Below are 15,632 nucleotides of genomic sequence, written 5' to 3'. Positions count from 1 at the left end.
CGGTCAGGCGGCGCGCTTCTCCAGCGCGCCGGCCGCCTCGGTCATCAGTTCGGCGACGATATCGGCCAGCGGCTCCTCGCGCGTGACCATGCCGACGGACTGGCCGGCCATGACGCTGCCATGCTCGACATCGCCGTCGATCACCGCACGGCGCAGCGCGCCCGCCCAATAATGCTCGATCTGGAGCTGCGCCTCGGCCATCGCCACCGCGCCCTCGTCGAGCGACTGGGCGACCTCGCGCTGCTTGGCGGTGAACAGCTCGCCGCCGGCATTCTTCAGCGCGCGCACCGGGATGACCGGCAGGCGCGGGTCGATCTGCACCGACGCGACGGCATCCCGGGCCGAGGCGCGGATGAAGGCCCGCTTGAAATTGGGATGCGCCACCGACTCGGTCGCGCAGACGAAGCGCGTGCCGAGCTGGACGCCCGCCGCACCCATGTCGAGATAGCCGGCGATCGCCTCGCCCCGGCCGATCCCGCCCGCGACGAACACCGGCACCTGATCCGCGATCACCGGCAGCATCTCCTGCGCCAGCACGCTGGTCGAGACCGGGCCGATATGGCCGCCGGCCTCCATCCCCTCGATCACCAGCGCATCAACGCCCGATCGGATCAACTTCTTGGCGAGCGACAGGGCCGGCGCGAAGCAGATCACCTTCGCGCCCGTCTCCTTGATCGCCTCCAGCGCGCCCTTGGGCGGCAGGCCGCCGGCCAGCACGACATGGCCGACCCCGTGCCGGCCGCAGACCGCGATCAGTTCGAACAGGTCGGGGTGCATGGTGATCAGGTTGACGCCGAACGGCCTGTCCGTCAGCGCCTTCGTCCCCGCGATCTCGGCGTCGAGCAGCGCCGGGGTCATCGCCCCGCAGGCGATCACGCCGAAGCCGCCGGAATTGGACATTGCCGCGACCAGGTTGCGCTCGCTGACCCACGACATGGCCCCGGCCATGATCGCGACCTCGCTGCCGAGAAACGCCGCGCCGCGCGCCATGCGGCGCTGCAGCCGCTCCTGCCCGATCGTCAAGCCTCCACCTCGGCGTCGAGGCCATAGGCGGTGTGGAGGACGCGGACCGCCAGTTCGGTCTCGTCCTCATGGATCAGCACGCTGACCTTGATCTCCGAGGTGGAGATGGCCTGGATGTTGATGCCGCGCGCGCCCAAGGTCGTGAACATCGTCGAGGCGACGCCCGCATGGCTGCGCATCCCCACGCCCACCACCGAGATCTTGGCGACGCGCGTGTCGTGGCTGAGTTCGGTGAAGCCGATCGCGCCGCGCGCCTGGTTCAGCGCCTCCATCGACCGGGCGAGGTCGGACGAGGGGACCGTGAAGGTCACGTCGGTCGAGCCGTGATCATGCGCGATATTCTGGATGATCATGTCGACATTGATGTTGGCCGCCGCCAGCGGTTCGAAGATCGCCGCCACCGCGCCGGGCTTGTCCGGCACCGCGACCAGCGTGATCTTCGCCTCGTTCTTGTCGTGCGCGATGCCGGTGATCAGCTGGCGTTCCACGTCGTCAATCTCCTCTTCGCCCACGATCATCGTACCGGGCAGCGTGTCCGCCATCGGGGCATCGTCGCCGGTGAAGGACGACAAGACCTGGACGCGAACCTGTTCCTTCATCGCCAGACCCACCGAGCGGGTCTGGAGCACCTTAGCGCCGACCGAGGCGAGTTCGAGCATTTCCTCGTACGTCACCCGGTGCAGCTTGCGCGCGCGGGGGACGATGCGCGGGTCGGTGGTGTAGACGCCGTCGACATCGGTATAGATGTCGCACCGGTCGGCCTTCATCGCCGCCGCCACCGCGACCGCCGAGGTATCCGACCCGCCCCGCCCCAGCGTGGTGATGCGGTTGTCGGCCGACACGCCCTGAAAACCGGGGATCACCGCCACCTCGCCCTGCGCCAGGCTGGCGTCGAGGGCAGCGGTGTCGATCGTGCCGATCCGCGCCTTGGCATGGGCATCGTCGGTATGGATCGGCAATTGCCAGCCGAGCCAGGAACGCGCCGGCACGCCGATCGCCTGGAGCGCGATGGCGAGCAGTCCGCTCGTCACCTGCTCGCCCGACGAGACCACCGCGTCATATTCGCGCGGATCGTAGAGCGCCGAGGCCTCGCGGCAGAAACCGACCAGCCGATCCGTCTCGCCCGCCATCGCCGACACGACGACAGCGACCTGGTTGCCGGCGTCGACCTCGCGTTTGACGCGCGCGGCGACGCTCCGGATGCGCTCGATCCCGGCCATCGACGTGCCGCCGAACTTCATCACGATACGCGCCATGCTCGGTGCCATTCTCCTTGGGTGGAAGCGGCGGCCCTGATAGGTAGCGAAAATGCCCATGACAAGTGACGCCGCCGTCCCGGCACCCCAGAGCAGCTCGATCCTTCCCGCCGAAGCGGCCCATTTCGGCAGGCTGGCGGCCGAATGGTGGAACCCGAAGGGCTCGTCGGCGATGCTGCATCGGCTCAATCCGGTGCGGCTCGGCTATATCCGCGCCGCCATCGATTCGCACTGGGACGGCGATTCCACCAGCTTCACGCCGCTCGCGGGGAAGCGCACGCTCGATGTCGGGTGCGGCGCGGGCCTGTTGTGCGAGCCGCTGGCGCGGATGGGCGGTGCCGTCACCGGGCTGGACGCCGCGCCGGAGAATATCTCCGCCGCCGCCGCCCATGCTGCCGCCGGCGCCCTGTCGATCGACTATCGCACGGGCAGCGTCGAGCATCTGACCGGCGAGCGCTTCGACCTGGTCACCTGCCTGGAGGTGATCGAGCATGTCGCCCGCCCCGCCGCGTTCGTCGCCGGGCTGGCCGGCGCGCTCGCGCCGGGGGGGCTGATGATCCTCTCCACCCCCAACCGCACCGCCCTGTCCCGCTTCGCCCTGGTCGATGCGGCGGAGGCGGTCGGCGCGATCCCGCGCGGCACGCACGACTGGGACAAGTTCCTGACGCCCGACGAACTGACCACCTTGCTGGCGAGCGAGGGGCTGGCGGTGCGCGATGTCACCGGCCTGACCTTCTCCCCCATGCATGGGTTCGCGCTGGGGTCGTCCACGTCGCTCGACTATCTGGTCACCGTCACCCACGCCTGACCGGGCGGGCGCGTCAGGCCTCGGTCGGCGCGCCGGCATCCTCGTCGTTACGCTCGGCGGCACGTTCCAGCCCCGCCTTCACCACGGCGGTGAAGGGATCGGCCAGCGCCAGCCCCAGGATGCCGAACAGCGCGCTCGCCATGATCTGCGTGCCGAGCGTCAGCGCCGGCGGCAGGTCGACGGTGCGCTTGGCGACCATCGGCACGACGACATAGCCGTCCAGGGTCTGCACGATCAGATAGGTGCCGATCGCCCAGAAGCCGGTATGCGTCCCCGCGCTGAATCCCACCGCGACCATCAGCACGCCGGTGATGATCGCACCGATATTGGGGATGAAGGCCAGGATGCCGGCGATGATGCCAAGCAGCATCGCCATCGGCACGCCGCCGACGCCCAGCGCGATGCCGGTCATCACCCCCTCGAACGCCATGCCGAGCAGGCGGCCGGCCAGCAGCTTGCGGAGCGTCCGGCCCATATGCTCCAGCGTGCGGCCGAATTCGGCGCGCATGTCGCTCGGCACCAGCCATTGCACGCCGCGGCCATAGCCCTGCGGATCGATCGCCAGGAACAGGCCGATGATCATCATCATGAACAGGCTGGTGATCGCCCCCACCGCCGTGCCCAGCCAGCTGGTCAGCCGCCCGATCGACCCCGCCGCCTGGCGGAGCAGCCCGCTGACGTCGGACGCGCCGGGCATCAGCCCCTGCGACGACAGCCAGCCAGTGACCTTCAGCGCCTGCGCCTCCAGCGTCGAGCGGAGTTGCAGCACCTGCTGCGTCACCTGCATCCCGGTCAGGTAGAAGGTGCCGAGCAGGAAGGCGAGCACCAGCAGCACCACGATCAGCAAGCGCCAGCCGCGCCCAATCGGCATCACCCGGCCGAGCAGCCGCACCCCGCCGTCCAGCAGGGTCGCGAAGACGATGCCGGCGAAGATCACCAGGATGGGCTGGATCAGCAGGACGACGAGCGCGATGCCCACCGCCATGCCCAGCCAGATCGCGGCCCGGCGGATCTCGCGCCGGGTGCCGGGATCGCGCAGCTCGACCGGGCTGGACCCGCCGCTTGGCGAGGAATTGGCGGGCTGCGCGTCGGCCATGTTATTTCCCCGTTTGCGTCGGATGCAGCGAGGTGCCGGCGCGACCGCTGCGCAGCGCCCCCCACCAGGTCAGCGGGTTGAGCGTCGAGTCGCCGTCCAGGCTGAAGGTGATGAACTCGGCGCGGCCGCCGATATTCTCGTACGGCACCGGACCGCCCAGCCCCTGCTCGCTCGACGGATAGCGGCTGTCGGCCGACCGGTCGCGATTGTCGCCCATCAGGAAGACGTGATCGGCGGGAATGGTGATCGGGCCATAATCGTCGCCCGGGCTCCAGCCCAGCTCGACCGTGTCGTAGCGGCGGCCATTGGGCAGCGTCTCGGTCACGATCGGCAGGTGGCAGACCGCGCTGCCGGCCGGCCGGGTCAGCAGCGCGCCGGGATATTCGGCGGGGGAACAGGGGCTGTTCGTGTCGACCGGAATATCCTCGTAATGCAGCGGCCCGCGCTGCACCGCCTTGCCGTTCAGGTAGAGGACGCCGCCCTTCACCTGCAACCGGTCGCCCGGCAGGCCGACGACGCGCTTGATGTAATCGGTGTGCGTGCCGGGCGGGGTGACGATCACCACGTCGCCGCGATCGGGCAGCGATCCGAACACCCGGCCGTGAATGAACGGGATCGGCACGCCCCAGCTGTCGACCGGCTCGCGCAGCACGACGCTGCGGAAGATCGCGACCGGATTGGGGATGGTCGGCGAGACATAGGACCAGCCATAGGCGAATTTCGACACCACCAGCCGGTCGCCGACCTGAAGGCCCGGCAGCATCGATTCCGACGGAATGTAGAAGGGCTTGGCGATGAAGCTGTGGAAGCCCAGCACGATCAGCACCAGCCAGAAGATGCCCTTCACCTCGGCCCACCAGTCGGTGCCCTTGCGCTTGACCGGGGGCGCGGCGGAGGTGGCGGGATCGCGAACCCCGCCATCCCTGGGGCCGCCCTGGGGGTTGCTGCCGTCCAACACCGCGTCCTTCATTCGATTGCGTCCGGAAAAGCCTCGATCACGACCAGGGCCTGCGCCCAGGGATGATCGTCGGTCATGGTAAGGTGGATGCGTGCGCCGTGGCCCGGCGGGGTCAAGGCGTCAAGCCTCGCCTTGGCGCCGCCGGTCAGCGCCAGCGTCGGCGCGCCCGAGGGGGCGTTGACGACGCCGATGTCGCGCATGAACACGCCGTCGCGAAAGCCGGTGCCGACCGCCTTGGAAAAGGCCTCCTTGGCGGCGAAGCGCTTGGCCAGCGTGCCGGCACGCGTGAACGGCCGCCGGGCGGCGCGGGCCAGTTCGACGGTGGTGAAGACGCGCTGTTCGAACCGCTCGCCGAACCGGTCGAGCGATGCCTGGATCCGGTCGATATTGCACAGGTCGGAGCCCAGGCCGATGATCATGCGACCGGCCCGCTCACCGGGCCGCGTCCATCTCGCGCCGCATCCGCCGCACCGCCTGGCCCAGGCCGGTGAACAGCGCCTCGCCGATCAGGAAATGACCGATATTGAGTTCGCGCACCTGCGGGATCGCGGCGATCGGGCCGACATTGTCATAGGTCAGGCCATGGCCGGCATGGACCTCGATGCCGTTCTTGGCGGCGAGGGCGGCGGCGTCGGTCAGGCGACGCAGTTCCTCCGCGCAGCTGCCCGGCTCGACGCCATGCAGCTCGGCATAGCGGCCGGTATGGAGTTCGACGACCGGCGCGCCGAGCTGGATCGCCGCCGCGATCTGGCGCGGGTCGGGTTCGATGAACAGCGACACGCGGATGCCCGCCTCGCGCAGCCGGCCGACCAGCGGCGCCAGCCGCTCCATCTGCCCGGCGGCATCGATCCCGCCCTCGGTCGTCCGCTCCTCGCGCTTTTCCGGCACGATGCAGGCGGCGTGCGGCCGGTGACGCAGGGCGACGGCCAGCATCTCGTCGGTCGCCGCCATCTCAAAGTTGAGCGGGATGGTCAGCGCCTCCGCCAGCCGGGCGATGTCGTCGTCGGTGATGTGCCGGCGATCCTCGCGCAGATGCGCGGTGATGCCATCCGCCCCCGCCTCGGCCGCCATCTCGGCGGCGCGCACCGGATCGGGATAGCCCGCCCCGCGCGCATTGCGGACGGTGGCGACATGGTCGATGTTGACGCCCAGGCGCAGGTCGTGGGCCACCGATCAGGCCGCCGCCCGGCTGCCGGGCTTGATCGCGGGGATCGCCGCCAGTTCGGGCGGCAGGCTGTCGGCGGCATAGCTCGGCACGTCGAGCCGGATCAGCGGGAAGAAGGGGACGCCCAGGTCGACTCTGCCGTTCGACCGATCGACCAGCGATGCCGCCGCGATCACCGTGCCGCCGGCGCGGCCGATCGCCGCGATCGCCTCGCGCGAGGAGAGACCGGTGGTCACCACATCCTCCATCATCAACACCGCCTGACTGGGGTTCAGGCGAAAGCCGCGGCGCAGTTCGAAGGTCCCCTCGGGCCGCTCGACGAACATCGCGTCGACGCCCAGCGCGCGCGCCATCTCATGCCCGGCGATCACCCCGCCCATGGCCGGCGAGACGACCGCCGTGATCCGCGACCGCAGTTCGGCCGGGATGCGCGCGGCCAGCGCCTCGGTCAGGCGCGCTCCGCGACGGGGGTCCATCAGCACCCGCGCGCATTGCAGGTAGCGAGGACTGCGCAATCCCGAAGACAGGATGAAATGCCCCTCCAGCAACGCTTCCGCCGCGCGGAATTCGGCAAGCACTTCGTCTTCGGTCATGGTCGCTCCTGCTGAATGGCGCGCAGATAAGACCGCGACGGGCGCGTGGCAACGCATCGTCGCAGTGCAGCAACGATTTAGCCGGCCACGCGGGTTGAGGCTGGGCGACCCCCGTCGTATAGCCATGCCCAATGGGTGAGGTTTGCCGACACGGCAAAAACCGTGATGAACGGGGAAAAACAATAAGATGGGCACATCCGGGTTGAAGCGAACGGCGATCGCGGCGGGCCTGTCGCTCGCGGCCATGGGACTTGGAGCCGGGGCGATCGCCGCCCCCACGCCCACCCCGCAACAGGCGGCGGCTCCGGCCGGGGTCAGCAACACCGCACCGACCACGGCGGCGGCGACCCCACCGGCCGCGCCGTCCAGCCCGATGCTCGCGATCGACGGCGCGCCGGGCGCGGTGGCCCAGCCCGGCATCGGCCAGCCGTCGAACGGCGTGTTCGGCCTCCAGCCCCAGGTGACCCGCAACGGCGAGTTCGCGCACTGGATGCACAATGCGATCCTGTTCCCGGTCATCACCATCATCTCGCTATTCGTGCTGGCGCTGCTGATCTGGGTCGTGATCCGCTACCGCGCGCAGGCGAACCCGATCCCCTCCAAGACCAGCCACAACACCACGATCGAGGTCATCTGGACACTGCTGCCGGTGGCGATCCTGGTGCTGATCGCGCTGCCGTCGATCGGCCTGCTCCAGGCGCAGTTCAAGCCGGCCCCGGCGGGCGCGGTGACGCTGAAGGCGATCGGCAACCAATGGTATTGGAGCTACCAATATCCGGACCATGGCGGGATCGAGATCACCGCCAACATGCTGAAGGAAAAGAACCAGGCCGGGGCGGGCGAGCGCGCGCGCACCGATCGCGACGGCCCCCGCCTGCTCGCCACCGACAATCGCGTGGTGCTGCCGGTCGGCGTGCCGATCCGCCTGATCACCACCGCCAACGACGTGATCCACAGCTGGGCGGTCCCCGCCTTCTGGATCAAGCTGGACGCGGTGCCGGGCCGGCTGAACGAGACCAGCTTCACGATCGAGAAGCCGGGCCTGTATTTCGGCCAATGCTCCGAACTGTGCGGCGCGCGCCACGCCTATATGCCGATCGCGGTCGAGGCGGTGACGCCGGCGCAGTTCGCCGCCTGGATTCGCGCCAAGGGCGGCACCATGCCGACGCCGGGCGCCGCATCCGACAAGGTGATCCCGCAGCCGGGCGCGGACGGCTCCGCCGCCAAGGCCGAGGAGGGTGCCGCGATGGCCAATGCCGCCGGCCCGGTCGAGAACGCCGCCACCGCCGCTCCCGCCACCACCCAAGGCGCGTCGGGCAATCCCTCCGCCGCCGGCAACGCTGGACAGTAAGATGACCGATACCGCTCTCCATCCTTCGGCGTTCCAGGCGCATGGCGACCATGCCCATCATCACGATGCCGACCACAAGCCGGGCTTCTTCGCCCGCTGGTTCATGTCCACCAACCACAAGGACATCGGCACGCTCTACCTGATCTTCGCGATCGTCGCGGGGATCATCGGCGGCGCGGTGTCCGGCCTGATGCGCGCCGAACTGGCGCATCCGGGCATCCAGTATCTCCAGGGCTGGGCCTCGCTGCTGCACGGCGGCGAGGCATCGTTCGACGAGTCGCTGCACCTGTGGAACGTGATGATCACCGCGCACGGCCTGATCATGGTGTTCTTCATGGTGATGCCGGCGATGATCGGCGGGTTCGGCAACTGGTTCGTGCCGATCATGATCGGCGCGCCGGACATGGCCTTTCCGCGCATGAACAACATCAGCTTCTGGCTGCTGGTCCCCGCCTTCACGCTGCTCCTCGCCTCGCCCTTCTTCGGCGGCGCGGGCAATGGCTGGACGCTCTATGCGCCGCTGTCCACCTATGGCGAGCCGGGGCCGTCGACCGACATGGCGATCCTGGCGCTGCACCTGGCGGGCGCGTCGTCGATCCTGGGCGCGATCAACTTCATCACCACCATCTTCAACATGCGCGCGCCGGGCATGACGCTCCACAAGATGCCGCTGTTCGTCTGGTCGGTGCTGGTCACCGCCTTCCTGCTGCTGCTGGCGCTGCCGGTGCTGGCGGCCGCGATCACCATGTTGCTGACCGATCGCAATTTCGGCACCACCTTCTTCGACCCGGCCGGTGGCGGCGACCCGATCCTCTACCAGCATCTCTTCTGGTTCTTCGGCCATCCCGAAGTGTACATCATGATCCTGCCGGGCTTCGGCATCGTCAGCCAGATCATCGCGACGTTCAGCCGCAAGCCGGTGTTCGGCTATCTCGGCATGGCCTATGCCATGGTCGCGATCGGCGTGGTCGGCTTCGTGGTGTGGGCGCACCATATGTTCACCACCGGCCTCAGCGTGAACACCAAGATGTACTTCACCGCCGCGACCATGGTGATCGCGGTGCCGACCGGCATCAAGATCTTCTCCTGGATCGCGACGATGTGGGGCGGCTCGATGCGCTTCCCGACGCCGATGACCTGGGCGATCGGTTTCATCTTCATGTTCACGGTCGGCGGCGTGACCGGCGTGGTGCTCGCCAATGGCGGCATCGACGACTATATGCAGGACACCTATTACGTCGTCGCCCACTTCCACTATGTGCTGTCGCTGGGCGCGGTCTTCTCGCTGTTCGCCGGTTTCTATTACTGGTTCCCGAAGATGTCCGGGCGCATGTACAACGAGTTCCTCGGCCAGCTGCACTTCGTGGTCTTCTTCATCGGCGTGAACGTGATGTTCTTCCCGATGCATTTCCTGGGCCTGCAAGGGATGCCGCGTCGCTATCCGGATTATCCGGACGCCTTCGCGCATTGGAACACGGTGGCGTCGGTCGGTTATATGATCATGGCGGCGGGCATGGTGATCTTCTTCATCAACCTGGTCTATTCGCTGCTGGCCGGTCCCAAGGCCGCCGACAATCCCTGGGGCGAAGGCGCGACGACGCTGGAATGGACGCTGTCCAGCCCACCGCCCTATCACCAGTTCGAGACGCTGCCGCGGATCGACTGAGCCTCCGATCCGACATCCCTGAAGACAGAAACGCCCCGGAGGAGACTCCGGGGCGTTTTTCCATGCGCGACGATTAACCTAAATGCATTCGCACTTGCGGAATCACCAGTCGCGATCCGCGCTGCGTTGCAACAAAATGGGGGTATCAAGGTTAAGGACGCACTTGGACGAACTTGAGCGCGAAACGAAGCCTAGCGACGGAGTTGCTCGATGACCCCTTTCCGCCTGACACTTGGCGCAGCCCTGCTGACCATCGCCGCCAGCGCCCATGCCGGCCCGACCCAGGACGCCGCACGCCCCATCCATGAGGCTGGCCTGGAACTGGCGACGCTGGCACCGGAGGGGTCGACCGCATTGATCATGCTGGTCGGCATCGGCTTGACCATTGTCACCCGCCGCAACCGGCGCAGCGTGCGGTCCGTCCAGTCCTGACCGTCGCGTCGATGGGATGACGGGAGCAGGCCGGTCGCCGAGACGACCCGCCCGCCCCACGCCCTCACTCCTGGTCTTCGGCTCCGACCAGCCGACGCGCGGCCCGGTAGAGGCCATCGACCGGCACCTCGATCCAGTCCGGCCGGTTAGCCGCCTCATAGCCGACCTCGTAAGCGGCCTTTGCCACCAACAGCAGGTCGAGCAGCGCCGGATCGACCGCCACGTCGCGCGCCTGGCGATAGGCCTGCAGGAAGACGCTGCGCGCGTCGTGGCAGAAGCGGACATAGCGCCGTTCCGCCCGGAGCGCCTCGGTATCCGGCCCCGGCGGGCGCGACCGGTCGGCGACGGCCGTCGCATAGTCGAACGAGCGCAGGATGCCGGCGACATCCCGTAGCGCCAGGTCCTTGGCCCGGCGTTCGGCGAGCGGCTTGGCGGGCTGCCCCTCGAAATCGATGATCATCACATCGCCGCCGGTGACCAACACCTGCCCCAGATGCAGGTCGCCATGGATCCGGGTGCGCGGCGCACCGACCGCGCCTGCCGCCGCCGCCTCGATCCGCTCGGCCACCGCCGCCCCGTGCGTGGCGAGCCATTCGGCCGCTTCGCCGGTCACGCCCGCCGCTGCGATCTGCGACAGCGCGCGTTCGACATCGGCGCGCACGTCCGCCGCCAGCCGGGTCGCGCCCGCTTCGTCCATCACCTCTGGGGCGAAGGCCGGATCGTCGCTCGGCCGTGCCAGCACCGCATGCATCTCCGCCAACCGCCGTCCCAGCGTCTCGGCAAAGTTCGCGTAATTGGCATAGGTCGCGCTGTCATCGGTAGCCAGCCGTTCGAGCATCCCGAGCGTCCAACTCCACGCATCGCCCTGGTTATGCACGAAGCGCTGCGCCAGCATCAGCAGCGTGTCGTCGCCGACGCGTCGCACCTCGCCCAGCACCGGCGGCACCGCCTCGAAGCCGCCCGCGACCAGATGGCGCACCATCTCCGCATCGGGATGGATGCCCGCCTCCAGCCGGCGCAACAGCTTGAGCACCACCGACTGGCCGAGCACCATCGAGCTGTTCGACTGTTCGGCGGTCAGCCAATCCAGTTCCGCATCCTCGGGCAGGTCGAGCCCGTCGGCCGAGAAGGCCAGAGCCCCCTCGCCCTCGCCGGCGACGACATTGCCCTGCATCGCCGCGATCACCGAGCGGGCGAAGTCCGACATGGCGAAACCATCGGTCAGCAACCCGACCTGCCGCCCGCGCCGGACGCGGGCCAGCGCCAGCCCGGCGGCGAAGCGGCTCTGCACCTCGCCCTCCCATGCGATGCCGAACGGCAGGGCATAGCGGGACAGGCCCTTGTCGGTCTCGACCTCCACCTCGGCGAGCAGCAGGTCGGCGACCTCCGGCATCGGATCGAGCCGGGTCAGCCGCACCGCCTGCACCGTCTCGTCCTTCGCACCGAACCAGCGGCGTTGCGCGACATAGGCGGGCAGCACGTCGCGCTCCAGCACCGCGCGGTTCGAGCCGACCACGATATCCGCAAAGGCCGGACGCAGCACGAAGGTGAAGCGCTCCGCCTCCATCGGCGCGGGCGGCGTCGCCCAGGACGGCGCGTCCGCCTGCGACGACAGCGCGAACCACAGGAAGCCATAAGGCGGCAGCGTCAGCACATAAGGTATCTGGCCGATCGCCGGGAAGGGCGTGCCGCCGGTCAGCTCGATCGGCGTGCGGCCCTCGAAATCGGCCAGTTCCAACTCTAGCGCCTGGGCGGTGCGGCTGAGGTTGAAGACGCACAGGATCGCGTCTTCGCCATATTCGCGGACATAGGCCAGGATCTTGCGATTGGCCGGCCGCAGGAAGCGTTGCGTCCCGCGCCCGAACGCCTGATGCTCGCGCCGGACCGCCAGCATCCGCTTGACCGCGTTGAGCAGGGAGTGGCGGTCGCGTTCCGCCGCCTCCACGTTCACCGCCTCATAGCCGTAGAGCGGGTCCTGGATCACCGGCAGCGTCAGGTCGGGCGGGTCGCAGCGGCTGAACCCGCCATTGCGATCGGGCGACCATTGCATCGGCGTGCGGACGCCGTCGCGGTCGCCGAGATGGATATTGTCGCCCATCCCGATCTCGTCGCCATAATAGAGCACCGGCGTGCCCGGCATGGTGAGGAGCAGCGCATTCATCAGCTCGATGCGCCGCCGGTCCCGCTCCATCAGGGGCGCCAGGCGACGGCGGATGCCCAGGTTGATCCGCGCGCGCCGGTCGGCGGCGTACGTGTTCCACAGATAGTCGCGCTCGGCGTCCGTCACCATTTCGAGCGTCAATTCGTCATGATTGCGCAGGAAGATCGCCCATTGGCATTTCGCCGGAATATCGGGCGTCTGGCGCATGATATCGGTGATCGGGAAGCGATCCTCCTGCGCCACCGCCATGTACATGCGCGGCATCAGCGGGAAGTGGAACGCCATGTGGCATTCGTCGCCGCGCTCGCCATCACCGAAATATTGCTGGGTGTCCTCGGGCCACATATTGGCCTCCGCCAGCAACATCCGGTCGGGATATTCGGCGTCCAGCGTCCGCCGGATGACCTTCAGGACCTCGTGCGTCTCCTGGAGATTCTCGTTCGAGGTGCCGTCGCGCTCGATCAGATAGGGGATGGCGTCGAGCCGCAGCCCGTCCACGCCCATGTCGAGCCAGAAGCGCATGACCGACAGCACTTCCTCGATCACCGCCGGATTGTCGAAGTTGAGATCGGGCTGGTGCGAGTAGAAGCGGTGCCAGAAATAGGCCCCCGCCTCCTCGTCCCAGGTCCAGTTCGACTTCTCGGTATCGAGGAAGATGATCCGCGTGCCGGAATAGAGCGTGTTGTCGTCCGACCAGACGTAGAAATTCCGCTCCGGACTGCCCGGCGGGGCACGGCGCGCGGCCTGGAACCAGGGATGCTGGTCGGAGGTGTGGTTGATGACCAGCTCGAACACGACGCGGATGCCGCGTTCGTGCGCCGCCGCGATGAAGGCGCGGGCATCCTCCATCGTGCCGTAATCCGGCGAAACGTCGCGATATTCGGCGATGTCATAGCCGTCGTCGCGCCGCGGCGAGGGGAAGAAGGGCAGCAGCCAGATACAGGTCACGCCGAGATCGGCGATATAGTCCAGCTTCTGGATCAGTCCCTTGAAGTCGCCGATCCCGTCATTGTTCGAATCGTAGAAGGACTTGATATGGACCTGGTAGATCACCGCATCCTTGTACCAGAGCGGATCGGTCATCGTGTCGGGCGCGTCACTCATCATTGATCCCTCGTCAGGCGCCAGATGCGGAAAGGTTGATCGGGTTCGATCCGGATGAACTGGTCGCGACCATACCAGCGGAAGCGATAGCCCTCCGCCAGATCCTCCACCGCGACGCTGCTGTTATCGTCCAGGCCCAGCTCCCAGAGCGGCACCTGAAATGTACATTCGTGGCCCTGATGCGGATCGAGATTGACCATCACGCAGATGATCCCCTGCCCGTCCGGGTCCGGCTTGCCGTACCAGATGATATTGTCGTTGCCCGCCACGAAGAAGCGGGTGTTGAGATGCGTCTGCAACGCCGGATAGCGGCGGCGAAGGCGGTTGAGCATCGCGATGTCGAGGATGATATTGCCCGGCGCGTTCCAGTCGCGCAGCTTGACGATATACTTCTCGCTGTCGTTATATTCTTCCTTGCCGGGGATCGGATCGGCCTCGCACAGTTCGAACCCCGAATAGACGCCGAACAGTCCCGACAGGGTCGCCGCCAGCACCGCGCGGATACGGAAGCCCGGCCGACGGGAAGTCTGGAGATAGACCGGATTGATGTCCGGCGTGTTGACGAAGAAATGCGGGCGATAGAATTCCTTGGGCGCTTCCGTCGTCAGCTCGGTGATGTAGCTTTCCAGCTCCGCCTTGGTGTCGCGCCATGTGAAATAGGTATAGCTTTGCGAGAAGCCGACCTTGGCCAGTCGGTACATCATCGTCGGCCGGGTGAACGCCTCCGCCAGGAAGATCACGTCCGGATGGCGCGCCCGCACATCGGCGATCATCCACTCCCAGAAGGGCAAGGGCTTGGTGTGCGGATTGTCGACCCGGAAGGTCTTCACCCCATGTTCGACCCAGAGGAGCACCACATCGCGCAGCGCCGCCCACAGGCCGGGCACCGCGTCCGGCCCGTAAAAGTCGACATTGACGATGTCCTGATATTTTTTCGGCGGATTCTCCGCATATTTCATCGATCCGTCGGGCCGCCAGGCGAACCAGCCGGGATGCTCGGTCAGCCAGGGATGGTCGGGCGAGGCCTGGATGGCGAAGTCGAGCGCGATCTCCAGTCCATGCGTCCGCGCCGCCTCGACCAGCCGGGCAAAGGCCTCGAAGCCGCCCAGTTCGGGATGGATCGCATCATGCCCGCCCTCTGCCGCGCCGATCGCATAGGGGCTGCCGGGATCGCCCTCTCCGGCGGTCAGGCTGTTGTTCGGCCCCTTGCGGTTGGTGCGCCCGATCGGGTGGACCGGCGGGAAGTAGAGCGTGTCGAACCCCATGTCTCGGATCTGCGGCAGGCGGCCGATCACATCGTCGAACGTCCCGTGCCGCGCCGGATCGGTCGTGATCGAACGCGGGAACAGCTCGTACCAGGAGGAGAAGCGCGCCGCGATCCGCTCCGCATCGACCAGTTGCCGGGCCGAACGCAGCGCGAAGGGCCGTGCATCCGCCGTCGCCATCGCCGCCGCCAGATCGTCCGACAGCAACAGGTCGGACGCGCCTTCGCCCGCCGCGTCGATCCGGGTCACCCACTCGCGCAGTGCCGGCTGCCGCGCAGACGCCGCCTCGATCAGGTTGCGCCCCTCCTGGCGATCGACATCATGGGCGACCCCGGCGTCCAGCTTCTTGCGGAAGTCGCGCCGGAACCCGCCGAACACGTCCAGCCAGCCCTCGACCGCATATTCATGCCGGCCGAGCCGGTCGGGCGTAAAGCTGGCGGTCCAGACATCGGTCGGCAGCGCGGTCATCGGCACGCGCCGCCATTCCGCCTCATCGCAGGGCCGCCAGAGCAGCTCGACCGCGAGCTGTTCATGGCCATCGGTGAACACCGTCGCCTCGACCGTGATCTCCTCTCCGACGACGCGGCGGACGGGATAGTCGCCGCCCTCCACGCTGGGGCTGAGTGACTCGACCACCAGCCGGGGTGTCGCTGCGGCCTGTTCGGCGGTGGCGGGCGGTGGCAGACGGACCGGGTCGGTCGAGGACATAGGCATAGAGGCGTCGGCCATGGAGGCTCCGGTCGATGCGAGAAAC

At 67.8% G+C, this 15,632-nt stretch carries 13 protein-coding genes; 4 read left to right on the top strand and 9 right to left on the bottom strand.

Annotation, left to right across the window (positions count from 1 at the left end):
- Positions 1-3 precede the first annotated feature (3 nt).
- On the bottom strand, positions 4-990 hold the full coding sequence (locus BRX43_RS06550) for a nitronate monooxygenase (RefSeq protein ID WP_206433134.1): 987 nt from the start codon (positions 988-990) through the stop codon (positions 4-6).
- 29 nt (positions 991-1,019) lie between these two features.
- The gene (locus BRX43_RS06545; protein WP_125994056.1) at positions 1,020-2,279 is read right to left on the bottom strand and encodes an aspartate kinase; all 1,260 of its coding nucleotides are present in this window, start codon (positions 2,277-2,279) and stop codon (positions 1,020-1,022) included.
- Positions 2,280-2,337: 58 nt separating this feature from the next.
- On the opposite strand from BRX43_RS06545, the gene ubiG reads away from it, so the two are divergent.
- Positions 2,338-3,087, top strand: a complete 750-nt coding sequence (gene ubiG / locus BRX43_RS06540) for a bifunctional 2-polyprenyl-6-hydroxyphenol methylase/3-demethylubiquinol 3-O-methyltransferase UbiG (RefSeq protein WP_125994055.1) — start codon at positions 2,338-2,340, stop codon at positions 3,085-3,087.
- 13 nt (positions 3,088-3,100) lie between these two features.
- On the opposite strand, the gene BRX43_RS06535 is transcribed toward ubiG, so the two are convergent.
- From BRX43_RS06535 to pyrE, 5 genes are read right to left on the bottom strand one after another with little or no spacing between them, the layout of a single operon-like run.
- The gene (locus BRX43_RS06535; RefSeq protein WP_125994054.1) at positions 3,101-4,183 is read right to left on the bottom strand and encodes an AI-2E family transporter; all 1,083 of its coding nucleotides are present in this window, start codon (positions 4,181-4,183) and stop codon (positions 3,101-3,103) included.
- Between the two features lies 1 nt (position 4,184).
- Positions 4,185-5,153 carry a signal peptidase I gene (gene lepB, locus BRX43_RS06530; protein WP_125994053.1) on the bottom strand — a complete coding sequence of 323 codons (969 nt, stop codon included), beginning with the start codon at positions 5,151-5,153 and terminating at the stop codon, positions 4,185-4,187.
- Entirely contained in the window at positions 5,150-5,560 is a 411-nt protein-coding gene (gene acpS, locus BRX43_RS06525) for a holo-ACP synthase (protein WP_125994052.1), read from the bottom strand. Before acpS ends, lepB begins: the two co-directional genes overlap by 4 nt.
- A 13-nt stretch (positions 5,561-5,573) precedes the next feature.
- Entirely contained in the window at positions 5,574-6,311 is a 738-nt protein-coding gene (locus tag BRX43_RS06520) for a pyridoxine 5'-phosphate synthase (RefSeq protein ID WP_125994051.1), read from the bottom strand.
- 3 nt (positions 6,312-6,314) lie between these two features.
- A complete protein-coding gene (gene pyrE / locus BRX43_RS06515; protein ID WP_125994050.1) occupies positions 6,315-6,899 on the bottom strand; it encodes an orotate phosphoribosyltransferase in 585 nt (194 codons plus the stop codon).
- Between the two features lie 187 nt (positions 6,900-7,086).
- On the opposite strand from pyrE, the gene coxB reads away from it, so the two are divergent.
- The 3 genes from coxB to BRX43_RS06500 all read left to right on the top strand — a co-directional run bounded on the left by coxB (position 7,087) and on the right by BRX43_RS06500 (position 10,348).
- Complete coding sequence (gene coxB / locus BRX43_RS06510; protein WP_125994049.1) at positions 7,087-8,250, top strand: cytochrome c oxidase subunit II; 1,164 nt, start codon at positions 7,087-7,089, stop codon at positions 8,248-8,250.
- 1 nt (position 8,251) lies between these two features.
- Positions 8,252-9,916, top strand: a complete 1,665-nt coding sequence (gene ctaD, locus BRX43_RS06505) for a cytochrome c oxidase subunit I (RefSeq protein WP_125994048.1) — start codon at positions 8,252-8,254, stop codon at positions 9,914-9,916.
- A gap of 210 nt (positions 9,917-10,126) precedes the next feature.
- Positions 10,127-10,348: a PEP-CTERM sorting domain-containing protein gene (locus tag BRX43_RS06500; protein WP_125994047.1), complete on the top strand. Its 222-nt coding sequence runs from the start codon at positions 10,127-10,129 to the stop codon at positions 10,346-10,348.
- 64 nt (positions 10,349-10,412) lie between these two features.
- Here the strand turns inward: BRX43_RS06500 and treS are convergent, their stop codons facing one another.
- Together treS and BRX43_RS06490 are read right to left on the bottom strand one after the other, a co-directional pair.
- The gene (treS, locus tag BRX43_RS06495) at positions 10,413-13,613 is read right to left on the bottom strand and encodes a maltose alpha-D-glucosyltransferase (protein ID WP_241214817.1); all 3,201 of its coding nucleotides are present in this window, start codon (positions 13,611-13,613) and stop codon (positions 10,413-10,415) included.
- Positions 13,613-15,607, bottom strand: a complete 1,995-nt coding sequence (locus BRX43_RS06490; protein WP_206433130.1) for an alpha-1,4-glucan--maltose-1-phosphate maltosyltransferase — start codon at positions 15,605-15,607, stop codon at positions 13,613-13,615. The genes treS and BRX43_RS06490 overlap by 1 nt, the downstream gene beginning before the upstream one ends.
- Between the last annotated feature and the right edge of the window lie 25 nt (positions 15,608-15,632).

This window comes from Sphingomonas sp. S-NIH.Pt15_0812 (assembly GCF_003951315.1).
Taxonomy (GTDB): Bacteria; Pseudomonadota; Alphaproteobacteria; order Sphingomonadales; family Sphingomonadaceae; genus Sphingomonas.
Note: the sequence above shows the minus strand (reverse complement) of the source record. Positions and strands in the feature narration are given on the sequence as shown.

Bases quoted from the DNA above. Each gene is read 5' to 3' on its own strand.
- BRX43_RS06550 (WP_206433134.1), bottom strand. From the start codon at position 990: ATGGCGCGCGGCGCGGCGTTTCTCGGCAGCGAGGTCGCGATCATGGCC.
- BRX43_RS06545 (WP_125994056.1), bottom strand. From the start codon at position 2,279: ATGGCGCGTATCGTGATGAAGTTCGGCGGCACGTCGATGGCCGGGATC.
- ubiG (WP_125994055.1), top strand. From the start codon at position 2,338: ATGACAAGTGACGCCGCCGTCCCGGCACCCCAGAGCAGCTCGATCCTT.
- BRX43_RS06535 (WP_125994054.1), bottom strand. From the start codon at position 4,183: ATGGCCGACGCGCAGCCCGCCAATTCCTCGCCAAGCGGCGGGTCCAGC.
- lepB (WP_125994053.1), bottom strand. From the start codon at position 5,153: ATGAAGGACGCGGTGTTGGACGGCAGCAACCCCCAGGGCGGCCCCAGG.
- acpS (WP_125994052.1), bottom strand. From the start codon at position 5,560: ATGATCATCGGCCTGGGCTCCGACCTGTGCAATATCGACCGGATCCAG.
- pyrE (WP_125994050.1), bottom strand. From the start codon at position 6,899: ATGACCGAAGACGAAGTGCTTGCCGAATTCCGCGCGGCGGAAGCGTTG.
- coxB (WP_125994049.1), top strand. From the start codon at position 7,087: ATGGGCACATCCGGGTTGAAGCGAACGGCGATCGCGGCGGGCCTGTCG.
- ctaD (WP_125994048.1), top strand. From the start codon at position 8,252: ATGACCGATACCGCTCTCCATCCTTCGGCGTTCCAGGCGCATGGCGAC.
- BRX43_RS06500 (WP_125994047.1), top strand. From the start codon at position 10,127: ATGACCCCTTTCCGCCTGACACTTGGCGCAGCCCTGCTGACCATCGCC.
- treS (WP_241214817.1), bottom strand. From the start codon at position 13,613: ATGAGTGACGCGCCCGACACGATGACCGATCCGCTCTGGTACAAGGAT.
- BRX43_RS06490 (WP_206433130.1), bottom strand. From the start codon at position 15,607: ATGGCCGACGCCTCTATGCCTATGTCCTCGACCGACCCGGTCCGTCTG.